The sequence below is a fragment of the Rhizobacter sp. P2_H3 genome (genome assembly GCF_056403355.1).
The window spans coordinates 1-17,795 of sequence record NZ_JBFUFQ010000114.1 but is presented as its reverse complement, the minus strand read 5'-3'; the positions used below and the strand labels follow the sequence as shown (position 1 = coordinate 17,795).

Below are 17,795 nucleotides of genomic sequence, written 5' to 3'. Positions count from 1 at the left end.
GCGTTCATCAGGCGTTCGGCCTCCGCCAGGCGGCTCCACACCAGGCCCAGCATCACCGACTGGTCGGTGAGGACGGCGACGACGATGGCCTGGCCGCGCACCTGCATGCAGCGCACCGCGAGCCGCCCGCCGGAGGACTCGACCACCAGGTAGCGGGGCGCGCCGATGCCGGTCTCGCGGCTGGCCGCATCGCCGAGCGCGGAGAAGGAGCCGACCATCGCGGCCAGGCGCGCCGGCGCGATCGCGGTCTGCCCGGCGTGCGTGAGCTCGAAGCCGTCGGCCGTCGCGATCAGCACGGCGCGCGCACCGTCGACTTCGGCGAACAGGCTTTGGGCCGCGTGCCGGGCGGGTTCGGTCAGGGAGGTGTTCAGGTGGGACATGAGGGTTCCGGTCAGGCGCGCATCTCGCCCTGGATGAGCACGGTGTCGACCAGCAGCAGGACGTCCTCGCGGCGGCGCACGTCCACCGGCAGCACCGGCAAGGCCAGCCCCCGCTCGGCGAGCAGGTCGCTGAACCGGTCGATCGCAGGCTGCGGGAACTCGGCCGTGCGCCCGATGCCCACCGCGCAGTTCATCGTCGGCAGCAGGTGCCGGTAGGCGTCCAGGCAGGTCGAGAGATCGTCCAGCGGGTCGGGCCGCGAGTTGTCGAGCAGGATCACCAGGCCGAGCGCGTCGGTGGCGATGATCTGCCACATGAACTCGAAACGCAGCTGCCCGGGCGTGCCGAACAGCTGCACGCAGCGGCCGCCGGCCAGGTCGACCTGGCCGAAGTCCAGCCCGACGGTGGTGAGTTCCTTGGCGAGCGTGGGGTCGGTGTTGCGCACGTCGGTGACCACCGGCGGAATGTCGCTCAGCATCGCGATGGCGGTGGTCTTGCCGGCCCCSGGCGGCCCGGTGAAGACGATCTTGGGCAGGGTCATCGTCGTCATGCCAACCCCAGGCTGCGCCGGATCTCGCCGAACGTGCCCTGGTCCGGGCATCGGGCCGCACAGGGCCCCTTCACCTCGGGCTGGCAGGAAGCGGCCGGCATCACATCCAGCACGTCGGCCGCGATCAACGCCGCCACGAATGCCTCGCAGGCCCGCCGGTCGACGTGGCTGCGGCGCGTCAGCTCGTCGATGTCGATCTGCCGCGCCGACAACAGGAAGCTCGCGAGCCGGGGCCGATCGGCATCGCCTTGCAGCAAGGCCTGCGCCGGCCAGCGGCGCAGACGCAGCTGCGCGCCCGCCGTCCCGGGCTCCCCGGCGAGCCGGCGCTCCAGCTGCTGCAGTGCATCGATGACGTCCTCGTACTGCAGCGGGTGCGCCAGGTGACCGAGCACGTCATGCCCACCTTCGAACACGATCTGCCAGTCCCGGCTCAGCCGCTCGCGGCCGATGCGCAGGAAGGCCGCGATCTTCGCGATGTCCCTGTCGGTCAGGTGCTCCGCCTGCAGCTTCAGCGTGCGCTCGGGGTTGCGATGGGGGGACGTCATGGAACGGTGTGGCCACAACCCCCTGCGCTGCACGCTGTCGCGCCGATCAAGCTGGGCCGTGTTCTGAGTTGCTGGTCGGCATGTTAGGGATGGACTTCAGCGAAGTCATGATGCTGGCGTGATCGGAACATATCGGGGCATGACAGCACCTCATCCACCGGCGCGCCCCTCGGACCAGCCACCGCCCAGCACCTTGTAGAGCGTCACCAGGTTCGACATGCGCGACAGCCGCGTGCCGATCAGGTTCTGCTGCGCGCTGTAGAGCGAGCGCTGCGAATCCAGCACTGCGAGGTAGCTGTCGACGCCGCGCGAGAAGCGCGCACGCGACAGCCGATCGCTCTCGGCCGTCGCGTCGACCAGCGACTGCTGCGCCTCGAGCTGGTCGCCGACCGTGCTGCGCTGCGCCAGCGCGTCCGACACCTCGCGGAACGCCGTCTGGATCGCCTTCTCGTACTGGGCCACGCCGATGTCGCGATCGATCTTCGCGATGTCGAGGTTGGCGCGGTTGGCGCCGCCATCGAAGATCGGCAGCGAGACCTGCGGGATGAACGACCAGGTGCCCGAGCCGGCGCGGAACAGCTCGGACAGCTCGCTGCTGGCCGAGCCGGCCGACGCGGTCAGGCTGATGCGCGGATAGAACGCGGCGCGCGCCGCGCCGATGTTCGCGTTGGCCGCCTTCAGCTGGTGTTCGGCCTGCAGCACGTCCGGCCGGCGCTCGAGCAGCGCCGACGGCAGGCCGCCCGGCAGCTCGGGCAGCGCGTTCAGCGCGTCGGCCAGGTTCGTCGGCAGCAGCCCGTCCGGCAGCGCCGAGCCCACCAGCAGCTGCAGCGCATTGCGGTCCTGCGCCACCTGCGCGGTGTAGCGTGCCACGTCGACGCGCGCGCTGTCGACGCTGGTCTGCGCCTGCCGCAGCGCCAGCGCCGACGTGACGCCGACCTCGAAGCTGCGCTGGCTGAGCCGGTACGACTCGCCCTGGCTCGCCAGCGTGCGCTGCGCCAGCGCCAGCCGCTCCTGGTCGGCGCCCAGCGTCAGCCAGGCATTCGCCACCTCGGCCACCAGGCTGATGTGCGTGCTGCGCCGCGCCTCTTCGGTCGCGAGGAACTGCTGGAGCGCCTGCGCGCCCAGGCTGCGCACGCGGCCGAACAGGTCGAGCTCCCAGGCGCTGACGCCCACGCCGGCGCTGTACTGGCGGCTGATCTCCGGGTTGCCCGGCGCGCGCAGCGTGTCGGCCGTGCGGGTCGCGCTCTGGCTGCCGGTGGCACTGACGGCGGGATAGAGGGCGGCGTCCTGCACGCGGTACTGCGCACGCGCCTTGTCGATGTTCAAGGCCGCCACGCGCAGGTCGCGGTTGTTGGCCAGCGCCAGCGCCAGCACCTGGCGCAGGTGCTCGTCGGCGAAGAACTCGCGCCAGCCGATGTCGCCGGCTTCGGCCGATGTGGCGGCGGATGTGGCGGCCGGTGCCGACGCGGCCACCGGGTAGGCGGCCGGCACCGGCGACGCGGGGCGTTCATAGGCCGGCATCAGGCTGCAGCCACCGAGCGTGGCCACGCAGGCCAGCGCGATCCAGGTCGGGCGGGTGATGTTCAAGCGGGTCATGTCAATGGCCTTCCAGCAAAGGGGTCGCGAGCTGCGGTTGCGGCCGCTTGTCGAACAAACGGCGCACGCTCACGAAGAACAGCGGCACGAAGAAGATCGCCAGCAGCGTGCCCGAGACCATGCCGCCGACCACGGCCGTGCCGAGCGCGTTCTGCGCGCCGGCACCGGCGCCGTGGCCCAGCATCAGCGGCAGCACGCCGAGCACGAAGGCCAGCGAGGTCATCAGGATCGGGCGCAGCCGCATGCGCGCCGCGGTGAGGGCCGCCTCGGCCACGCCCATGCCCTGGGCGACCAGGTCCTTCGCGAACTCGACGATCAGGATCGCGTTCTTCGACGCCAGCCCCACCGTGGTCAGCAGGCCGACCTGGAAGTAGACGTCGTTCATCTTCCACGTCAGCACGGCGCCCAGCAGCGTGCCCAGCACCCCCAGCGGCACCACCAGGATCACCGAGAACGGGATCGACCAGCTTTCGTAGAGAGCGGCCAGGCACAGGAACACCACCCCGATCGACACCGCGTACAGCAGCATCGCCTGGCCGCCGGCCGCACGCTCCTGGCGCGAGATGCCGGTCCATTCGTAGCCGATGCCCGGCGGCAGCGCGGCCGCATGGCGCTCCACCAGGTCGAGCGCCTGCCCGCTGGAGAGCGTGCCGGGCAGCGCCATGCCGAGGATCTCGACCGACGGCACGCCGTTGTAGCGTTCCAGCCGCGGCGAGCCCGAGGTCCAGCCGGCCTGTGCGAAGGCGCTGAACGGCACCATCGCGCCGCCGGCGTTGCGCACGAACCAGTGGTCGATGTCGCCGGGCAGCATGCGGAACGGCGCATCGGCCTGCAGGAACACCTTCTTCACGCGTCCCTTGTCGATGAAGTCGTTGACGTAGCTGCTGCCCCATGCGGCCGCGAAGGTGTTGTTGACGTCGGCCATGGCCAGGCCCAGCGCGCCTACCTTGTGCTCGTCGATGTCGAGCCGGAACTCGGGCGTGTCCTCGAGGCCGTTCGGGCGCACCGCCACCAGGCCCTTCTCGGCCATCAGCGCGCCCAGCAGCTGGTTGCGGGCCTGCATCAGCGCGTCATGGCCGAGGTTGGCGCGGTCCTGCAGCATCAGGTCGAAGCCGCTCGCGTTGCCGAGCTCCGAGACCGCCGGCGGGGCGAAGGCGAACACCGTCGCATCGCGCAGCTGCGAGAAGTAACCCATCGCCTTGCCGACCACGCCCGATGCCGTCAGCTCGGGCCGCGTGCGTTCGCTCCACGGCTTGAGCTTGACGAAGGCGAAGCCCGCGTTCTGCCCGCTGCCGGCGAAGCTGAAGCCGGCCACCGTGAAGATCGAATCGACCGCATCCTTCTGGTCGACCAGGAAGTGGTGCTCGACCTGCTCGATCACCTTCAGCGTGCGGTCCTGCGTGGCGCCGGGCGGCAGCTGCACCAGCGTGAACAGCGAGCCCTGGTCCTCGTCGGGCAGGAAGCCGGCGGGGATCTTCGCGAACACGAAGCCGACCGCCAGCACCAGCACCGCATAGCCGGCCATGTAGCGCCAGCCGCGGCCCAGCATGTGCCGCAGCACGCCCTGGTAGCCGCGGTTGCTGCGGTCGAACAGGCGGTTGAACGCACCGAAGAAGCCGGTGCTGGCCAGCCCATGGCCCTGGGCCGCCGGCTTCAGCAGCGTGGCGCACAGCGCCGGCGTGAGGATCATCGCGACCAGCACCGACAGCGTCATCGCCGACACGATGGTGACGGTGAACTGGCGGTAGATCACGCCGGTGGAGCCGCCGAAGAAGGCCATCGGCACGAACACCGCCGCCAGCACCAGCGCCACGCCCACCAGCGCGCCGGTGATCTGCCCCATCGACTTGCGCGTGGCTTCGAGCGGCGACAGCCCCTCTTCGCTCATCACGCGCTCGACGTTCTCGACCACCACGATCGCATCGTCGACCAGCAGGCCGATCGCCAGCACCATCGCCAGCATCGTCAGCGTGTTGATCGAGTAGCCGAAGGCCGCCAGCACGCCGAAGGTGCCCAGCAGCACCACCGGCACCGCAATGGTCGGGATCAGCGTGGCGCGGAAGTTCTGCAGGAAGAGGTACATCACGACGAACACCAGCACGACGGCTTCGGCCAGCGTCTTCACGACCTCCTCGATCGAGATGCGCACGAAGGGCGTGGTGTCGTACGGCTTGATCACCTCCACGCCGGGCGGGAAGAACTTGCGCAGTTCGTCGAGCCGGGCGTCGATGCCGCGCACGGTGTCGAGCGCGTTGGCGCCGGTCGCGAGCTTGATCGCGAGGCCGGTGGCCGGCTTGCCGTTGAAGCGGCTCTGGATGGCGTAGCTCTCGCTGCCGAGTTCGATGCGGGCCACGTCGCGCAGGCGCACGGCCGAACCGTCGGCCTGCGTGCGCAGCAGGATGGCCTCGAACTCGGCCGCCGTCTTCAGCCGCGTCTGCGCGGTGATGGTGGCGTTGAGCTGCTGGTTCTGCACCGCCGGCAGGCCGCCGAGCTGGCCGGCCGAGACCTGGGCGTTCTGCGCCTGGATCGCGGTCTTCACGTCGAGCGGGGTCAGCTTGAAGCTGTCGAGCTTGTGCGGATCGAGCCAGACGCGCATCGCGTACTGCGCACCGAACAGCGTCGTGTCGCCCACGCCGTCGACGCGGCTGATGGCGTCCTGCACGTTGGCGGCCACGTAGTCGGCGAGGTCGGCGCCGCCGAGCTTGCCGTCCTGCGACACGAAGGCCAGCACGTTCAGGAAGTTGCTGGCCGACTTGGTGACCTGCACGCCCTGCTGCTGCACCTCTTGCGGCAGCAGCGGCGTGGCCAGGGCCAGCTTGTTCTGCACCTGCACCTGGGCGGTGTCGGGGTCGGTGCCGTTCTCGAAGGTCAGCGTGATCGTCACGCTGCCCGAGGATTCGCTGGTCGACGCGATGTAGGCCAGGCGGTCCAGGCCCTTCATCTTCTGCTCGATGACCTGGGTCACCGTGTCTTCCAGCGTCTTGGCCGACGCGCCGGGGTAGCTGGCCGAGATGGCGATGGCGGGCGGTGCGATGGTCGGGTACTGCGCGATCGGCAGGATCTTGATGGCCATCACGCCGCCCAGCATCACGATGATGGCGAGCACCCAGGCGAAGATCGGCCGGTCGATGAAAAAGCGAGCCATGGTGGAGAACTCCGGAGGGTGTCAGTTCGCGGCCAGGCGGGCGGCGGGTGCGCTGGCCGGCGTGGCCCCGGCGGGCACGGCGTTCACGGCCTGGCCCGGGCGCGCCTTCTGCTGCCCTTCGACGACCAGCCGGTCGCCGGCCTTCAGCCCGGTGGTCACGAGCCACTGGTCGCCGATGGCGCGCTCGGTGGTGATGGCGCGCGCTTCGAGCTTGCCGTCGGCGCCGACCACGAAGGCGAGCGGCTTGCCGGTGCTGTCGCGGCTGACCGCCGGCTGCGGCACCAGCACGGCCTGCTCGTTGACGCCTTCCTCGACGACGGCGCGCACGTACATGCCGGGCAGCAGCTCGCCGCCCGGGTTCGGGAACACGGCGCGCAAGGTGATCGCGCCGGTGCCCTGGTCGACGGTGACGTCGGAGAACTGCAGCTTGCCGGCGAGCGGGTAGGTGCTGCCGTCTTCGAGCAGCAGCTTGACGACGGCGGCGTTCGCGCCACCCGCCTTCAGCTCGCCGCGGGCCAGCGCGTGCCGCAGCCGCAGCACCGCGCTGCTCTGCTGGGTGACGTCGACGTAGATCGGGTCCATCTGCTGCACCGTCGACAGCGTGCCCGCCTGGTTGGCCGTGACCAGCGCGCCGGGCGTCACCGACGACTTGCCGATGCGCCCGGTGATCGGCGACACGACACGCGTGTACGCGAGGTTGATGCGCGCCGTCTCGACCGCGGCCCGGGCCGAGGCCACGTCCGCTTCGCCCTGCTGCAGCGCGGCCGATGCGTCATCGTGGTCCTGCTGGCTGACGGCCTGGATGGTGACGAGCTCGTCGTAGCGCTGCGACTTGAGCCGTGTCGAGCGGAGAGTCGCCTCGCTCTTGGCGAGGGCTGCACGTGCGCTGTCGTAGCTGGCCTGGTAGCTCGCCGCATCGATCTGGTAGAGCGCCTGGCCGGCCTTGACGAGGCTGCCTTCGTCGAACTGGCGGGCCTGGATCAGGCCGGTGACCTGCGGGCGCACTTCGGCGATCTGGAACGGCACGGTGCGGCCCGGCAGCTCGGTGCCGAGCACCACGCGCTGCGGCTGCACGACCTGCACGCCGACCTGCGGCGGGCCCGACGGCCCGGCCGGCGGGCCGTGCGGAGGATCCCCGCACGCTGAAAGCAGTGCCGACACCAGGGCGAGCATCGCGGTGCCGCCGGTCAGGGAATGGTTCGAGAACATGGGACAGGACTCCTCTATAAACATACTCACAAGTTCAGTATAAGCTTTGCCGTACCATTGGTGTCAAGCAATAATGAACTCACGAGTTCAAAATAAAGGCATTGACATGAGAGTCAAGACAGAGGCAAAGCGCGAGGCGATCCTCGAAATCGCGCTGCAGGCGTTCCAGGAGATGGGCTACGAGCGCACCTCGATGGACGAGATCGCCGCGCGCATGGGCGGCTCGAAGGTCACGCTGTACGGCTACTTCCCGTCRAAGCAGCAGCTGTTCCTGGAGGCCGCCCACTATTCCGGCATGCGCCACCTGGGGCCGGCCTATGACGAACTGCTGCCCGGCAGCGACGACCTGCCACGCGTGCTGCGCCGCTTCGGCGAGAAGTTCGTGAGCTTCATCTGCACGCCGGAGGCCGTGGGCACCTACCGCATGGTGGTGTCGCAGGCCGGGCAGTCCGACATCGGCCGCCAGTTCTTCGAGCTGGGCCCCAGGCGCGGCGAGGAGACCGTCGCGGCCTTCCTGCAGGCCGAGATGGCGGCGGGCCGGCTGAAGCAGGCGGAGCCCTCGGTGGTGGCCCTGCACCTGACGGGCCTGCTGCAGGCCGAGGTGCTGCACCGCATCCTGCTGGGTGCGAACGCGTCACCGACGCGCCAGCAGATCAAGCAGATCGTCGAGCGCGCGGTGTCGGTGTTCCTGGCCGCCTACGCCTGAGGCGCCGCTGGCGGTAAGCTGCGGCATGAAGCCCGGTTTGAAGATCGCCCTCGCCCTCGGGGCCCTGGGCCTGGCCGCCGCAGCGGCCTGGTTCTGGCTGGCCCGCCCCGCCCCTGTCGCTCCTGCAGCCACGGCCCCGCCGGAGCCCGCGCCTGCCCAGGTGGCCGCCGCCCCACCGGCGGCGAGCTCGGGCATCCAGCACCCGATCGAGAACCTGCAGGCCACCGACCCCGCGGCGGCCCCGGCCGACCTCGCTTCGGCGGTGACGGCACTGTTCGGCCGAGAGGCCGTGCTGGCGCTGTTCCAGATGAACGACCTGCCCCACCGCGTGGCCGCGACGGTCGATGGCCTGGGCCGCGAGCAGGCCTCCTCGCGCCTGTGGCCGCTCAGTCCGGCCGCAGGCCGGTTCACGGTCGAACGCCGCGGCGACAGCGAAACCATCGGCGCCGACAACGGCCAGCGCTACACACCGTACGTGCTGCTGCTGGAGACGGTGGACCTGCGGCAGGCCGTCGCGCTCTACGCGGCGTTCTACCCGCAGTTCCAGCAAGCCTATGAAGACCTCGGCTACCCGGGCAAGTACTTCAACGACCGGCTCGTCGCGGTGATCGACCAGCTGCTCGTCACGCCCGACGCGGCCGAGTCGATCGGCGTGCACCTGCCGACGGTCAACAGCCCGGTGCAGCCGACGCGGCCCTGGGTGCTGTACGAGTTCAACGACCCGGCGCTGCAGGCGCTGAGCGCCGGCCAGCGCCTGCTGCTGCGCACCGGGCCGGTCAACGAACGGCGGATCAAGGCGAAGCTGCGCGAGCTGCGGCGCCTGGTCACGTCGCCGGCCGCCGCATCGGCCCCGCGCTGAGGCAGACAGGGTTCAGAACCTCGGCGTGCGCCCCGAAAAACCGGCGTCGTACTTGCGCATCTGAGCCAGGTCGTCGCGGTTGCGCACGCCGCAGGCCAGGTACTGCGCATGGAGTTCGGCCAGCTTGCCGCGATCGAGCTCGACGCCCAGCCCCGGCGTGCCGGGCAGGCGCACCGCACCGTGCTCGAAGACGATGCGGCCGCCGCGGATCACCTCCTCTTCCTGCCACGGGTAGTGCGTGTCGCAGGCATAGGTCAGGTTCGGGATGCTGGCCGCCACGTGGGTCATCGCCATCAGGCTGATGCCCAGGTGCGAGTTCGAGTGCATCGACATGCCGAGGTCCCACAGCGCGCACATGCGCGCCAGCGTCTGCGTGACGCGCAGGCCACCCCAGTAGTGGTGGTCTGACAGCAGCACCTTGACGGCCCCGGTTTCCGCCCCCTTGCGGAAGTCGTCGAGCGTCGTGATGACCATGTTGGTCGCCAACGGCAGGCGCGTGTGCCGGGCGAGCTCGGCCATGCCCTGCAAGCCCGGCGTCGGGTCTTCGTAGTACTCGAGCAGTTCGTCGAGTTCCGGTGCGGCCCGGATGCTGGTCTCGAGCGACCAGTTGGCATTGGGGTCGAGCCGCAGCGGCAGGCCCGGGAAGGCCGCGCGCAGCGCCCGCATGCAGGCGATCTCGTGCGCGGGCTCGAACACGCCGCCCTTCAGCTTGATGCTCTGGAAGCCGTACAAGTCGATCATGCGCTGCGCCTGCGCGACGATCTGTGCCGGGCTGATGCCCTCGCCCCAGGCGTCCGCCGCATAGGGCCGGTCGATGTGCTCGGCGTACTTGAAGAACAGGTAGGCGCTGTACGGCACGGCGTCGCGCACCGCACCCCCCAGCAGGTCGACGATCGGCGCACCGAGCAACTGCCCTTGCAGGTCGAGCATCGCCACCTCGAAGGTGCTGGTCACCTTGGCGGCGTTCTTCGCCGTGTGCGAGCCGGGCGCCAGCTCGAACTCGATGGCGCCCGGGCTGGGCCGGATGGCCGCGCGCACCCGTTCTTCCATGCGGTTGAGATCGAACGGCGACAGGCCCAGGACCAGGGCCTTCGCCTGCGCCAGCACGCGCAGCATCGGCTCGTCGCCGTAGGTCTCCGAAATGCCGACGCGGCCGTCGCTGGTTTCGAGTTCGACGATGGCCCGCAGCGCCCACGGCTCGTGGATGCCTGCGGCATTGAGCAGCGGGCCGTCGCGAAAGGCGATCGGCGTGATGCGGACGTCGGTGATGCGGATGTCTCTCTGCATGGCGTGGTCTCAGTTGGGGGTGGCGCCGGATTTCTTCACCAGCGCCCCCCAGCGCGGGATCTCCCGGGCCATCAGCGCCGACAACTCCTCGGGCGTGCCGCCGACGAGGTCCATGCCCAGTTGCCCGCCCAGCTTGGCCTGCACGTCGGGCATCTTCAGCGCCTTGGCGATCTCGGCATGCAGCCGGTGCACGACGGCCTTGGGCGTGCCCTTGGGGGCGTAGACCGCCTGCCATGACGACATCTCGAAGCCGGGCACGCCCGACTCGATCATCGTCGGCGTGCCCGGCGACAGCGCGATGCGCTTGCCCGTCGTCACCGCCAGCAGCTTCAGCTTGCCGGACTGCAGCAGCGGCAGCGCAGCGGTCATCTGGTCGAACATGAAGGTGACCTGGCCCGCGGACACGTCGACCATCGCGGGCGGCGTCCCCTTGTACGGGACGTGCGTGAGCGGCACGCCGATCAGGTCGGCGAACAGCTCGCCCGCCAGGTGCGTGGACGTGCCGGCGCCGGACGACGCGAAGGTGCGCCGCTTCTCGTCCTTCTTCAGCAAGGCGATCAGCTCGGCCACCGAGTTCACGCCGAGCGCGGGGTCGACCAGCAGCACGTTGGGCAGCGTGGCCACCAGGGCGACCGGCTCGAAATCCTTCACCGGGTCGTAGCCGAGGTTCTTGTACAGGCTGGCGTTGATCGCGTGCGTGCTGATCGTGCCGCCGAACAGCGTGTACCCGTCGGGTGCGGCCTTGGCGACGAAGCTCGCACCGATGCCGCCGGCCTGTCCGGGCTTGTTGTCGACGACCACGGTCTGCTTCAGCGCGAGCTGCAGCTTCTCGGCGAGGACGCGCCCGACCACGTCGGTGGAGCCGCCCGCCGTGAAGGGAACGATGTAGGTGATGGGCTTGGCCTGCGGCCACTCCGGCGTCTGGGCCACCGCGGCGCCGGCGAGGGCCAGCGACAACGGCAGGGCGAACGGCAGGGCAAGGCACGACACGAGGGTTCGACGATTCAAGGGAGTCTCCGGTGGTGGCGGGGTGGGCCGCGCTGCATGGGCGCGGCTCGCTGACCCGAAGTGAAGCACTAATATATTAGTGTGTCAATGCACCGACCCCACCGCTAGAATGCGCTTCATGCCCGCCCCGTCCCCCAGCCGTTCCGTCGCCCTGGACCGCTCGCGCCATGCGGCGCCGCAGGTCTTCGAGCGCCTGCGCGACCTGATCCTGTCGCTGGAGATGGCCCCGGGCACGGTGCTCTCGCGGGCCGACCTGGCGGCGCACTTCGGCCTCAGCCAGACACCGGTTCGCGATGCGCTGATCAAGCTCGGCGAAGAGGGCCTGGTCGACATCTTTCCGCAGCACGCCACGGTCGTGAGCCGCATCGATGCGGCGGCGGCCGTGCAGGCGCAGTTCCTGCGCCGCTCGATCGAGGCCGAGGTGGTGCTCACGCTGACCGGGCATGCCGATGCGCTGCTGCTCAGCCAGTTGCGCGCGCAGATCGACGTGCAGACGGCGCTGATGGGCAGCACCGCCTACCTCGAGTTCATCGCGGCCGACCGGGCGTTTCACCGGCTGATGTACGTCGCCGCGGGCGTGCCGGACCTGTTCGACCTGGTGCGCAAGCACAGCGGGCACGTCGACCGCCTGCGCATGCTGAACCTGCCCACGCTCGGCAAGCAGCGCGCCATCGTGCGCGACCACCGCCGCATCGTGGACGCCATCGCCAGCGGCGACGCCGAGGCTGCGCAGGCGAGCCTGCGCGATCACCTGTCCGGCACCCTGGGGCAGATCGACGCGATCCGCCTGGCGCATCCGGACTACTTCACGGCGTAGCTCGGACCTCACCAAGGAACCGCACCAGGCTGTGCGGTGCCTCATCGCCGAGGCACGCGTCGAGCACCTCGACCGAACCTGCGGCCGCCTCGGCGCTGCGCGGAAAGACCTTCGCCTCATAGGCCGCCAGCGCGGCCTCGGGATCAGCGGGGTTCGCCGCGAGGGCTTCGCCCAGCTCGGCGCCGTCGACCATCGCGAGATTCGCGCCGTCACCCGCGGGCGCCATCAGATGCGCCGCATCGCCGAGCAGCGTCACCCCCGGGACGCGCTCCCACCGATGGGCTGCGGGCAACGCGTGGATCGGCCGGAACACGGGCGCCGACTCGGCCTCGGTGATGAGGGCGGTGAGCGCGCGATCCCACCCTTCGAACTCCTTGGCGATGCGGGACCGCAGCGCAGCCGGATCGGCGGCCTCGACCACTTCGATCCATGCCATCGGCTTGCGCAGCGCCACATAGGCGTGCAACACGCCGCCCGGCTCACGGTGCGCGAAGATGCCCTTGCCCGGCTCCACCGCGAAGAGCGCGCCGCCGCCCACGGCTTCGGCGCTCGCGGGATGGCGCACGTCGGCGTCGGTCAACCAGGCCTCGACGAACGTGGTGCCGAGGTAGACCGGTGTCGCATCGGACACCAGCGGACGAACCTTCGACCAGGCGCCATCGGCACCCACCAGCAGGTCCGACACCACGCTGTTGCCGTTCGCGAACGCCAGGCGGTGCAGGCCGCCGCCCAACGCCGCCGCCGAGGCGAGCTTGTGCCCCCACTGCACCGTGCCGGCAGGCAATGACTCGAGCAGCAGGCGGCGCAGTTCGCTCCTTCGCACCTCCGGCCGGCCGCCGTTGCCGTCGTCGGGTTGATCGAGCAGCACCGCTGCGGCCCTGTCGAGCACCCGCGAGGCCTGGCCGCCGGGATGGACCAGGCGGCGGAACTCGTCGTGCAGCCGGGCCGCCTTCAAGGCGAGCTGGCCGCTGTCGTGGTGGATGTCGAGCATGCCGCCCTGGGCGCGTGCGGTGGGCGAGACCTCGGCCTCGTAGACGGTCGAGGCGATGCCGTGGACATGGAGGATCCGGGCCAGCATCAGCCCGCCGAGGCCAGCGCCGACGATGGCGATCGTGCGTGAATGGAATGTCATTCCATGATATTGGAACGGCATTCCACTTGTGTCAAGATGCGGCATGCCCAAGAAATCACGCGCGCCTCAGCGGCGCGAGGATTCCCTCTCGCGGGATCGCATCATCGAGACCGCCATCGAGCTGCTCGACAGCGCCGGCGAAGGCGGGCTGACATTCCGCGCCCTGTCGGAGCGCCTGGCGACGGGGCCCGGCGCGATCTACTGGCACATCGCGAACAAGGGCGATCTGGTGGTCGCCGCCTGCGACGCGGTGATCGCCGGTGCGATGCAGGCGCAGGGCGACACCCTCCACGGCTTGGCGGCGGGCATGTTCGACGCGATGGACGAGCATCCCTGGATCGGCTCGGCGCTGCTGCAGGCGGCCGGGCAACTGCCGATGGTGCGCCTGTTCGAGCGCATCGGGCGGCATGTGCAGGCACTCGGCGTGCCGAAGGCCGGGCAATGGGCGGCAGCGTCGGCACTGCTGCACTACATCCTCGGCGTCGGCGGACAGAACGCCGCGAACCGGCTCTCGGCGCAGGAGCGCGAGATCGATCGGGAGGGCTTCCTGGGCGAGGTCTCCATCGCGTGGTCGGAACTCGATGAAACCGAGTACCCGTTCACACGATCGATGGCGGAGCAACTGCAGCAGCACGACGACCGCGCCGACTTTCTGGCGGGGATCGATCTGATCCTGGGCGGGATCAGCGGGATGGCGGGGACAGCGGCACGGAAACGCTCCTCCCGCTGAGCGATCATCGGCAGCGACGCCAATCCCGAAGAGAGCGCCCCATGGCCAAGTACCAGTTCGACCCGCAGTCCTGACCCATGAGCAACATTTCTTCCCATCGATTGCAAAGCCTTGCCCTCGCCGCCTCCGCGCTGCTGGTCGTCGGCTGCGACTTCGCCCCGGAGAAGCTCTTCGACGCGCTCTCGGGACGCGAAACGAACGTGGTCGTCCTGGCCAGGCAGCCGGTGCTGCTCACGCCCGAACCCTCGGTGCTGACCTCCAGCGAAACGATGAAGATCGTCGGAGAGTCGACTTCGCTGTGCCTGTCGCTGCGAGGCGGCATTCCCTTGCAGGATTCCAGGACGATGGATCAGGCCTTCGCGGCCGCCATGCAGAACGCGAGGGTGTCGGTCCATGTCGTTCTTGCGAACGGAGATCGCGTTGCGTTGAGACCGCCTCTGCAGGCCTGGAGCATGCACGGCAAGGTGCTCAAGAACGATGAGCTGGCGGCCTGCGCGAGCACACCGTGCAAGGCTGATTTGCAAGTGGGTGCACAAGTCGCCAGGATCGAGGTGTCCTCGGAGCCCGCGCTGTCCGTCCAGGGGGTCTATTGGCAGTCGGAGCGAGGTCCGCTCGAGGATCCGGCCCCGCCACCTGTTGTCGCTGCGGCGTCAGCACCGCGGGCGAAGTCGTCGTGTATGGCGCGAGCAGGCTGAGCCGGGTGTTCAACCCACGGCGGTCCAGGCGGTGAAGCCGGCCATCGCCACCAGGCCCGCGCCCACCACCCGCATCAGCAGGCGCCGGCCTTGCGGGTTCGCCTTCAGCCATCCGCCGCTGCGGCTGGCGGCCACCGCCAGCGCGCCATAGACGGCTGCCTGGGTCGCATTGGTTACCGCCGCCAGTTCGGCCACCTGGACCCAGAACCCGCCGCGTTCGGGATGCACGAACTGCGGCATCACCGCGAGGGTGAAGAGATAGGCCTTGGGGTTGAGCAGGCTGGTGGCGACGGCTCCCCGAAAAGCCTTGCCGCCCGATGCCGGCGCCGGCTCATCCCCCGCATCCGCACCCGCTGCCGATGCCGCGCGCCACACGCTCCAGCCGATCCACGCGATGTAGGCGGCGCCGGCCAGCAGCATCACCGTGAACAGGCCGGGCACCGCCTTCACCACGAGTGCGATGCCGGCCGCGCCGAACACCATGTGGCACAGCCCGCCGGCCATGATGCCGGCCACCGCGCTCGCGCCGCTGCGCAGCCCGCCCACCAGCGAATGGCCCATCACGTAGGCCATGTCCATGCCCGGCAGCACGATGATGCCGAAGACCAGCGCGAAGTACAGCGCGAGTTCAGGCCCGGCGATCACAGCGCACCCGCCCGGGTCAGCTGGCCGGACAGCGGCTTGACGAGCTTGCGGCAGTGGAAGGGATTCATGGAGGGCTCCTGGTGCTGGTGGTGAAGGAGCCGCTACGATAGGCCCCATATAGGACAGATTCAGCCCTGTATCGAATCCCGCCCACCATGCCCGCCCCTGCCACCCGAGTGCTCACCGTGCTGGAACTGCTGCAGGCCCGCGGCATGGTGGGCGGTGCCGAGCTGGCCGAGCGCCTTCAGGTGGATCGCCGCACGGTGCGCCGCTACATCGCGATGCTGGCGGACCTGGGCATTCCGATCGCCGCCGAGCGCGGGCGCGACGGCGGCTACAAGCTGATGCCCGGGTTCAAGCTGCCGCCGCTGATGTTCACCGACGACGAAGCGCTGGCGCTCACCGTGGGCCTGCGCGCCGCACGGCACCTGGGCCTGGCGGAGGCGGCGCCGGCCACCGCCAGCGCGCTGGCCAAGCTCGAGCGGGTCACGCCGCCCGCGCTCAAGCGCCGGTTGCGCGGCGTGGCCGACACCATCGCGCTGGACATCCAGCCCGGTGCCGCCGGCAACAACGATGCGTTGCTGGCACTGAGCGCGGCCGCCTTGAACCAGCAGCAGGTGAGCCTGGGCTACGTCACGCCCGGTGCCCAGCGCAGCCGTCGGGAGTTCGACCCCTACGGGCTGGGGTTTCGCGGCGGCCACTGGTACGCGGTGGGCCATTGCCACCTGCGGCGCGACCTGCGCTCATTCCGGCTCGACCGCATCGAGGACGTGCAGCCACTGCCCGCGAGCTTCCGGCGGCCGCCGTCCTTCGACGTGCTGGGCTACCTCACCCATGCGATCGCCACGCTGCCGCGCCTGCACCAGGCGAAGGTGCTGCTGCACACCGAGCTGGCGACGGCACGGCGCCATGTGTTCGCCGGCTTCGGCGTGCTGAAGGCACACCGGCGCGGCGTGCTGCTGACGGTGGAGGCCGAGACGCTGGAATGGGTGGCGCGCGAACTGGCGCGGCTGCCGTTTCCGTTCACGGTGCAGGCGCCTGTGGAATTGAACGACGAGGTGCGGCAGCTGGCGCAGCGGCTGCTGGAGGGTCACTAGCCTGTTGCACCGGCCCCGGAGGGTGCCTCAACGGCACGGCATACCAAGGGGTGGCCCTGGTCGCGCGCCTCTCGCGTGACCTCGCTCGCCACCTCGGCCGCGTGGACGGGATCCGCCAGCGGCACCAGGAGTCCGCCCCGCGCGTGAATCTGGAGCATCGACGCCATGGCGGTCTCACGGTCGAGCTTCAGGTGCCTTTCCAGCACTTCGACGACGAACTCCATCGGTGTCTTGTCGTCATTGAGAAGCTCGACGCCCGACTGGAAGCCGGGCGGCACCATGCCGTCGATCGCGGTCAGGCGCGTATGCGGTGGGAACACCGGCGAGGCGGCGTGCTGCTGTGCCAGCGGGTGCGGCCTGCCCCCAACGACGTGAAGCAGCAGTTCCCAGAGGATCGCGCCGTCGGTGGATCGGTTGTCGCCGATCTTGCCGGGGATCAGATTGATCGCGGCAACGACGAGGTTCACGACCGTGAACGTGATGTAGACGCTCTGCCCGACGGGCGATTCCGGATAGCCCAGCATCGCGACCGCCGCCAGCGCGAGCACCAGCAATACCGCCTGCGCCACCAGTCCCGCAGAAAACAGCAGGAACGTGCCCTTCACGTCGCGTGGAACCTGCGTGAGGCAGCTGCCGCCCAGGCCGGAGACGTTGATGGCGAAGACTTTCAGGCCCAGCGCGCGGGCGGCGGCGAAGTGACCCAGTTCGTGCACGAGGATGAGTGCGGCGAATGCGAGGCAGTACGCCAACGATCCTGCCAAGCCTGAACCGGCGAGGCCCGCCACCAGCAATCCGTTGAGAGGAAGGACCGCATCGACGAACAACGGAACACCGCGAATGGTGGCGACCTTCCATCGGCGCAGCAATCCTGCCGACACGTTCTCCTCGCCGGCGACTGGCGTGTCCATGGGTGGCTCATGCTGCAGAGCGATGTTCGCGAGACGCAGCACCCTCTCCAGGACACCGAATACCACGAAGACGCAGATCCCCCAACGCACCACCCCACTACCCCCTGAGATCTGACTCGCGAACCAGGACTCGGGCACGAGTTCGCGCGCAGCGAGCCCGCCCAGGAATGCGGTGAATGTGGCAAACGTCAACAGAACCCCGGAACGGGTGTAGCGGATCTCGGCCCCCATCGATTTGCCACGGGCGCGTCGACGCCGGAACCAGAGCAGGAACGGCAGGTACAGCAGGAAGCCAACAGCGAGGCAGGCGAAGCACAGGATCGAGATGATGAGCATGATGACGAGTACGGGAGGGTCGGCCGCGCAGGCGCCTCAGCAGAGCCGGCTGCGTACTTCCATCAGGGCAAATCCGAGCAGATTCAGCCCGCACCAGCTGCGTGGATCCAAGGCCGCAGCATCGCTCGCGGCGAGGCCGATGCCCCAGATGC

The 17,795-nt window shown here is 69.7% G+C and carries 17 protein-coding genes and 1 pseudogene; 6 read left to right on the top strand and 12 right to left on the bottom strand.

Features of this window, described 5'->3' with window-relative positions:
* The 6 genes from AC1D1T_RS19640 to AC1D1T_RS19615 form a co-directional block, all read right to left on the bottom strand.
* On the bottom strand, positions 1–380 hold a 380-nt coding region (locus tag AC1D1T_RS19640), incomplete at its 3' end, for a roadblock/LC7 domain-containing protein (protein ID WP_477992343.1).
* An 11-nt stretch (positions 381–391) separates the two neighbouring features.
* Positions 392–928, bottom strand: a complete 537-nt coding sequence (locus AC1D1T_RS19635) for a GTP-binding protein (protein ID WP_465112268.1) — start codon at positions 926–928, stop codon at positions 392–394.
* Positions 925–1,473, bottom strand: a complete 549-nt coding sequence (locus AC1D1T_RS19630) for a hypothetical protein (RefSeq protein ID WP_477827790.1) — start codon at positions 1,471–1,473, stop codon at positions 925–927. The genes AC1D1T_RS19635 and AC1D1T_RS19630 overlap by 4 nt, the downstream gene beginning before the upstream one ends.
* A gap of 150 nt (positions 1,474–1,623) precedes the next feature.
* A complete protein-coding gene (adeC, locus tag AC1D1T_RS19625) occupies positions 1,624–3,069 on the bottom strand; it encodes an AdeC/AdeK/OprM family multidrug efflux complex outer membrane factor (RefSeq protein ID WP_477992342.1) in 1,446 nt (481 codons plus the stop codon).
* Between the two features lies 1 nt (position 3,070).
* Positions 3,071–6,214 carry an efflux RND transporter permease subunit gene (locus AC1D1T_RS19620; RefSeq protein WP_477992341.1) on the bottom strand — a complete coding sequence of 1,048 codons (3,144 nt, stop codon included), beginning with the start codon at positions 6,212–6,214 and terminating at the stop codon, positions 3,071–3,073.
* A gap of 21 nt (positions 6,215–6,235) precedes the next feature.
* Positions 6,236–7,423 (bottom strand): efflux RND transporter periplasmic adaptor subunit, encoded by a 1,188-nt coding sequence (locus tag AC1D1T_RS19615; RefSeq protein WP_477992340.1) that lies wholly within the window; start codon positions 7,421–7,423, stop codon positions 6,236–6,238.
* Positions 7,424–7,529: 106 nt separating this feature from the next.
* On the opposite strand from AC1D1T_RS19615, the gene AC1D1T_RS19610 reads away from it, so the two are divergent.
* Together AC1D1T_RS19610 and AC1D1T_RS19605 are read left to right on the top strand one after the other, a co-directional pair.
* Positions 7,530–8,129: a TetR/AcrR family transcriptional regulator gene (locus AC1D1T_RS19610; protein ID WP_047502393.1), complete on the top strand. Its 600-nt coding sequence runs from the start codon at positions 7,530–7,532 to the stop codon at positions 8,127–8,129.
* 25 nt (positions 8,130–8,154) lie between these two features.
* On the top strand, positions 8,155–8,988 hold the full coding sequence (locus AC1D1T_RS19605) for a DUF3014 domain-containing protein (RefSeq protein ID WP_477992339.1): 834 nt from the start codon (positions 8,155–8,157) through the stop codon (positions 8,986–8,988).
* 12 nt (positions 8,989–9,000) lie between these two features.
* Here the strand turns inward: AC1D1T_RS19605 and AC1D1T_RS19600 are convergent, their stop codons facing one another.
* Together AC1D1T_RS19600 and AC1D1T_RS19595 are read right to left on the bottom strand one after the other, a co-directional pair.
* The gene (locus AC1D1T_RS19600) at positions 9,001–10,275 is read right to left on the bottom strand and encodes a glucarate dehydratase family protein (RefSeq protein WP_477992338.1); all 1,275 of its coding nucleotides are present in this window, start codon (positions 10,273–10,275) and stop codon (positions 9,001–9,003) included.
* 9 nt (positions 10,276–10,284) lie between these two features.
* Positions 10,285–11,238 carry a Bug family tripartite tricarboxylate transporter substrate binding protein gene (locus tag AC1D1T_RS19595; protein ID WP_477826703.1) on the bottom strand — a complete coding sequence of 318 codons (954 nt, stop codon included), beginning with the start codon at positions 11,236–11,238 and terminating at the stop codon, positions 10,285–10,287.
* A gap of 163 nt (positions 11,239–11,401) precedes the next feature.
* Here AC1D1T_RS19595 and AC1D1T_RS19590 point away from each other — a divergent pair, with 163 nt between their 5' ends.
* Complete coding sequence (locus AC1D1T_RS19590) at positions 11,402–12,100, top strand: GntR family transcriptional regulator (RefSeq protein WP_477826700.1); 699 nt, start codon at positions 11,402–11,404, stop codon at positions 12,098–12,100.
* Here AC1D1T_RS19590 and AC1D1T_RS19585 read toward each other — a convergent pair.
* Complete coding sequence (locus AC1D1T_RS19585) at positions 12,090–13,277, bottom strand: FAD-dependent oxidoreductase (protein WP_477992337.1); 1,188 nt, start codon at positions 13,275–13,277, stop codon at positions 12,090–12,092. The two genes, AC1D1T_RS19590 and AC1D1T_RS19585, sit on opposite strands and share 11 nt — an antisense overlap.
* On the opposite strand from AC1D1T_RS19585, the gene AC1D1T_RS19580 reads away from it, so the two are divergent.
* Together AC1D1T_RS19580 and AC1D1T_RS19575 are read left to right on the top strand one after the other, a co-directional pair.
* Complete coding sequence (locus AC1D1T_RS19580) at positions 13,276–13,962, top strand: TetR/AcrR family transcriptional regulator (protein WP_477829640.1); 687 nt, start codon at positions 13,276–13,278, stop codon at positions 13,960–13,962. The genes AC1D1T_RS19585 and AC1D1T_RS19580 overlap by 2 nt on opposite strands.
* Positions 13,963–14,039: 77 nt before the next feature.
* A complete protein-coding gene (locus AC1D1T_RS19575; RefSeq protein WP_477842828.1) occupies positions 14,040–14,657 on the top strand; it encodes a hypothetical protein in 618 nt (205 codons plus the stop codon).
* Positions 14,658–14,666: 9 nt separating this feature from the next.
* Here the strand turns inward: AC1D1T_RS19575 and AC1D1T_RS19570 are convergent, their stop codons facing one another.
* Entirely contained in the window at positions 14,667–15,302 is a 636-nt protein-coding gene (locus tag AC1D1T_RS19570; protein WP_477828515.1) for a LysE family translocator, read from the bottom strand.
* Between the two features lie 155 nt (positions 15,303–15,457).
* Here AC1D1T_RS19570 and AC1D1T_RS19565 point away from each other — a divergent pair, with 155 nt between their 5' ends.
* Entirely contained in the window at positions 15,458–16,399 is a 942-nt protein-coding gene (locus AC1D1T_RS19565) for a helix-turn-helix transcriptional regulator (protein ID WP_465112257.1), read from the top strand.
* On the opposite strand, the gene AC1D1T_RS19560 is transcribed toward AC1D1T_RS19565, so the two are convergent.
* Positions 16,396–17,643, bottom strand: coding sequence for an ATP-dependent Clp protease adaptor ClpS (locus AC1D1T_RS19560; protein WP_477843785.1), 1,248 nt, complete (start codon positions 17,641–17,643; stop codon positions 16,396–16,398). The genes AC1D1T_RS19565 and AC1D1T_RS19560 overlap by 4 nt on opposite strands.
* Before the next feature lie 42 nt (positions 17,644–17,685).
* Positions 17,686–17,795, bottom strand: a pseudogene (locus AC1D1T_RS33025) (NADAR domain-containing protein); the annotation flags it as partial.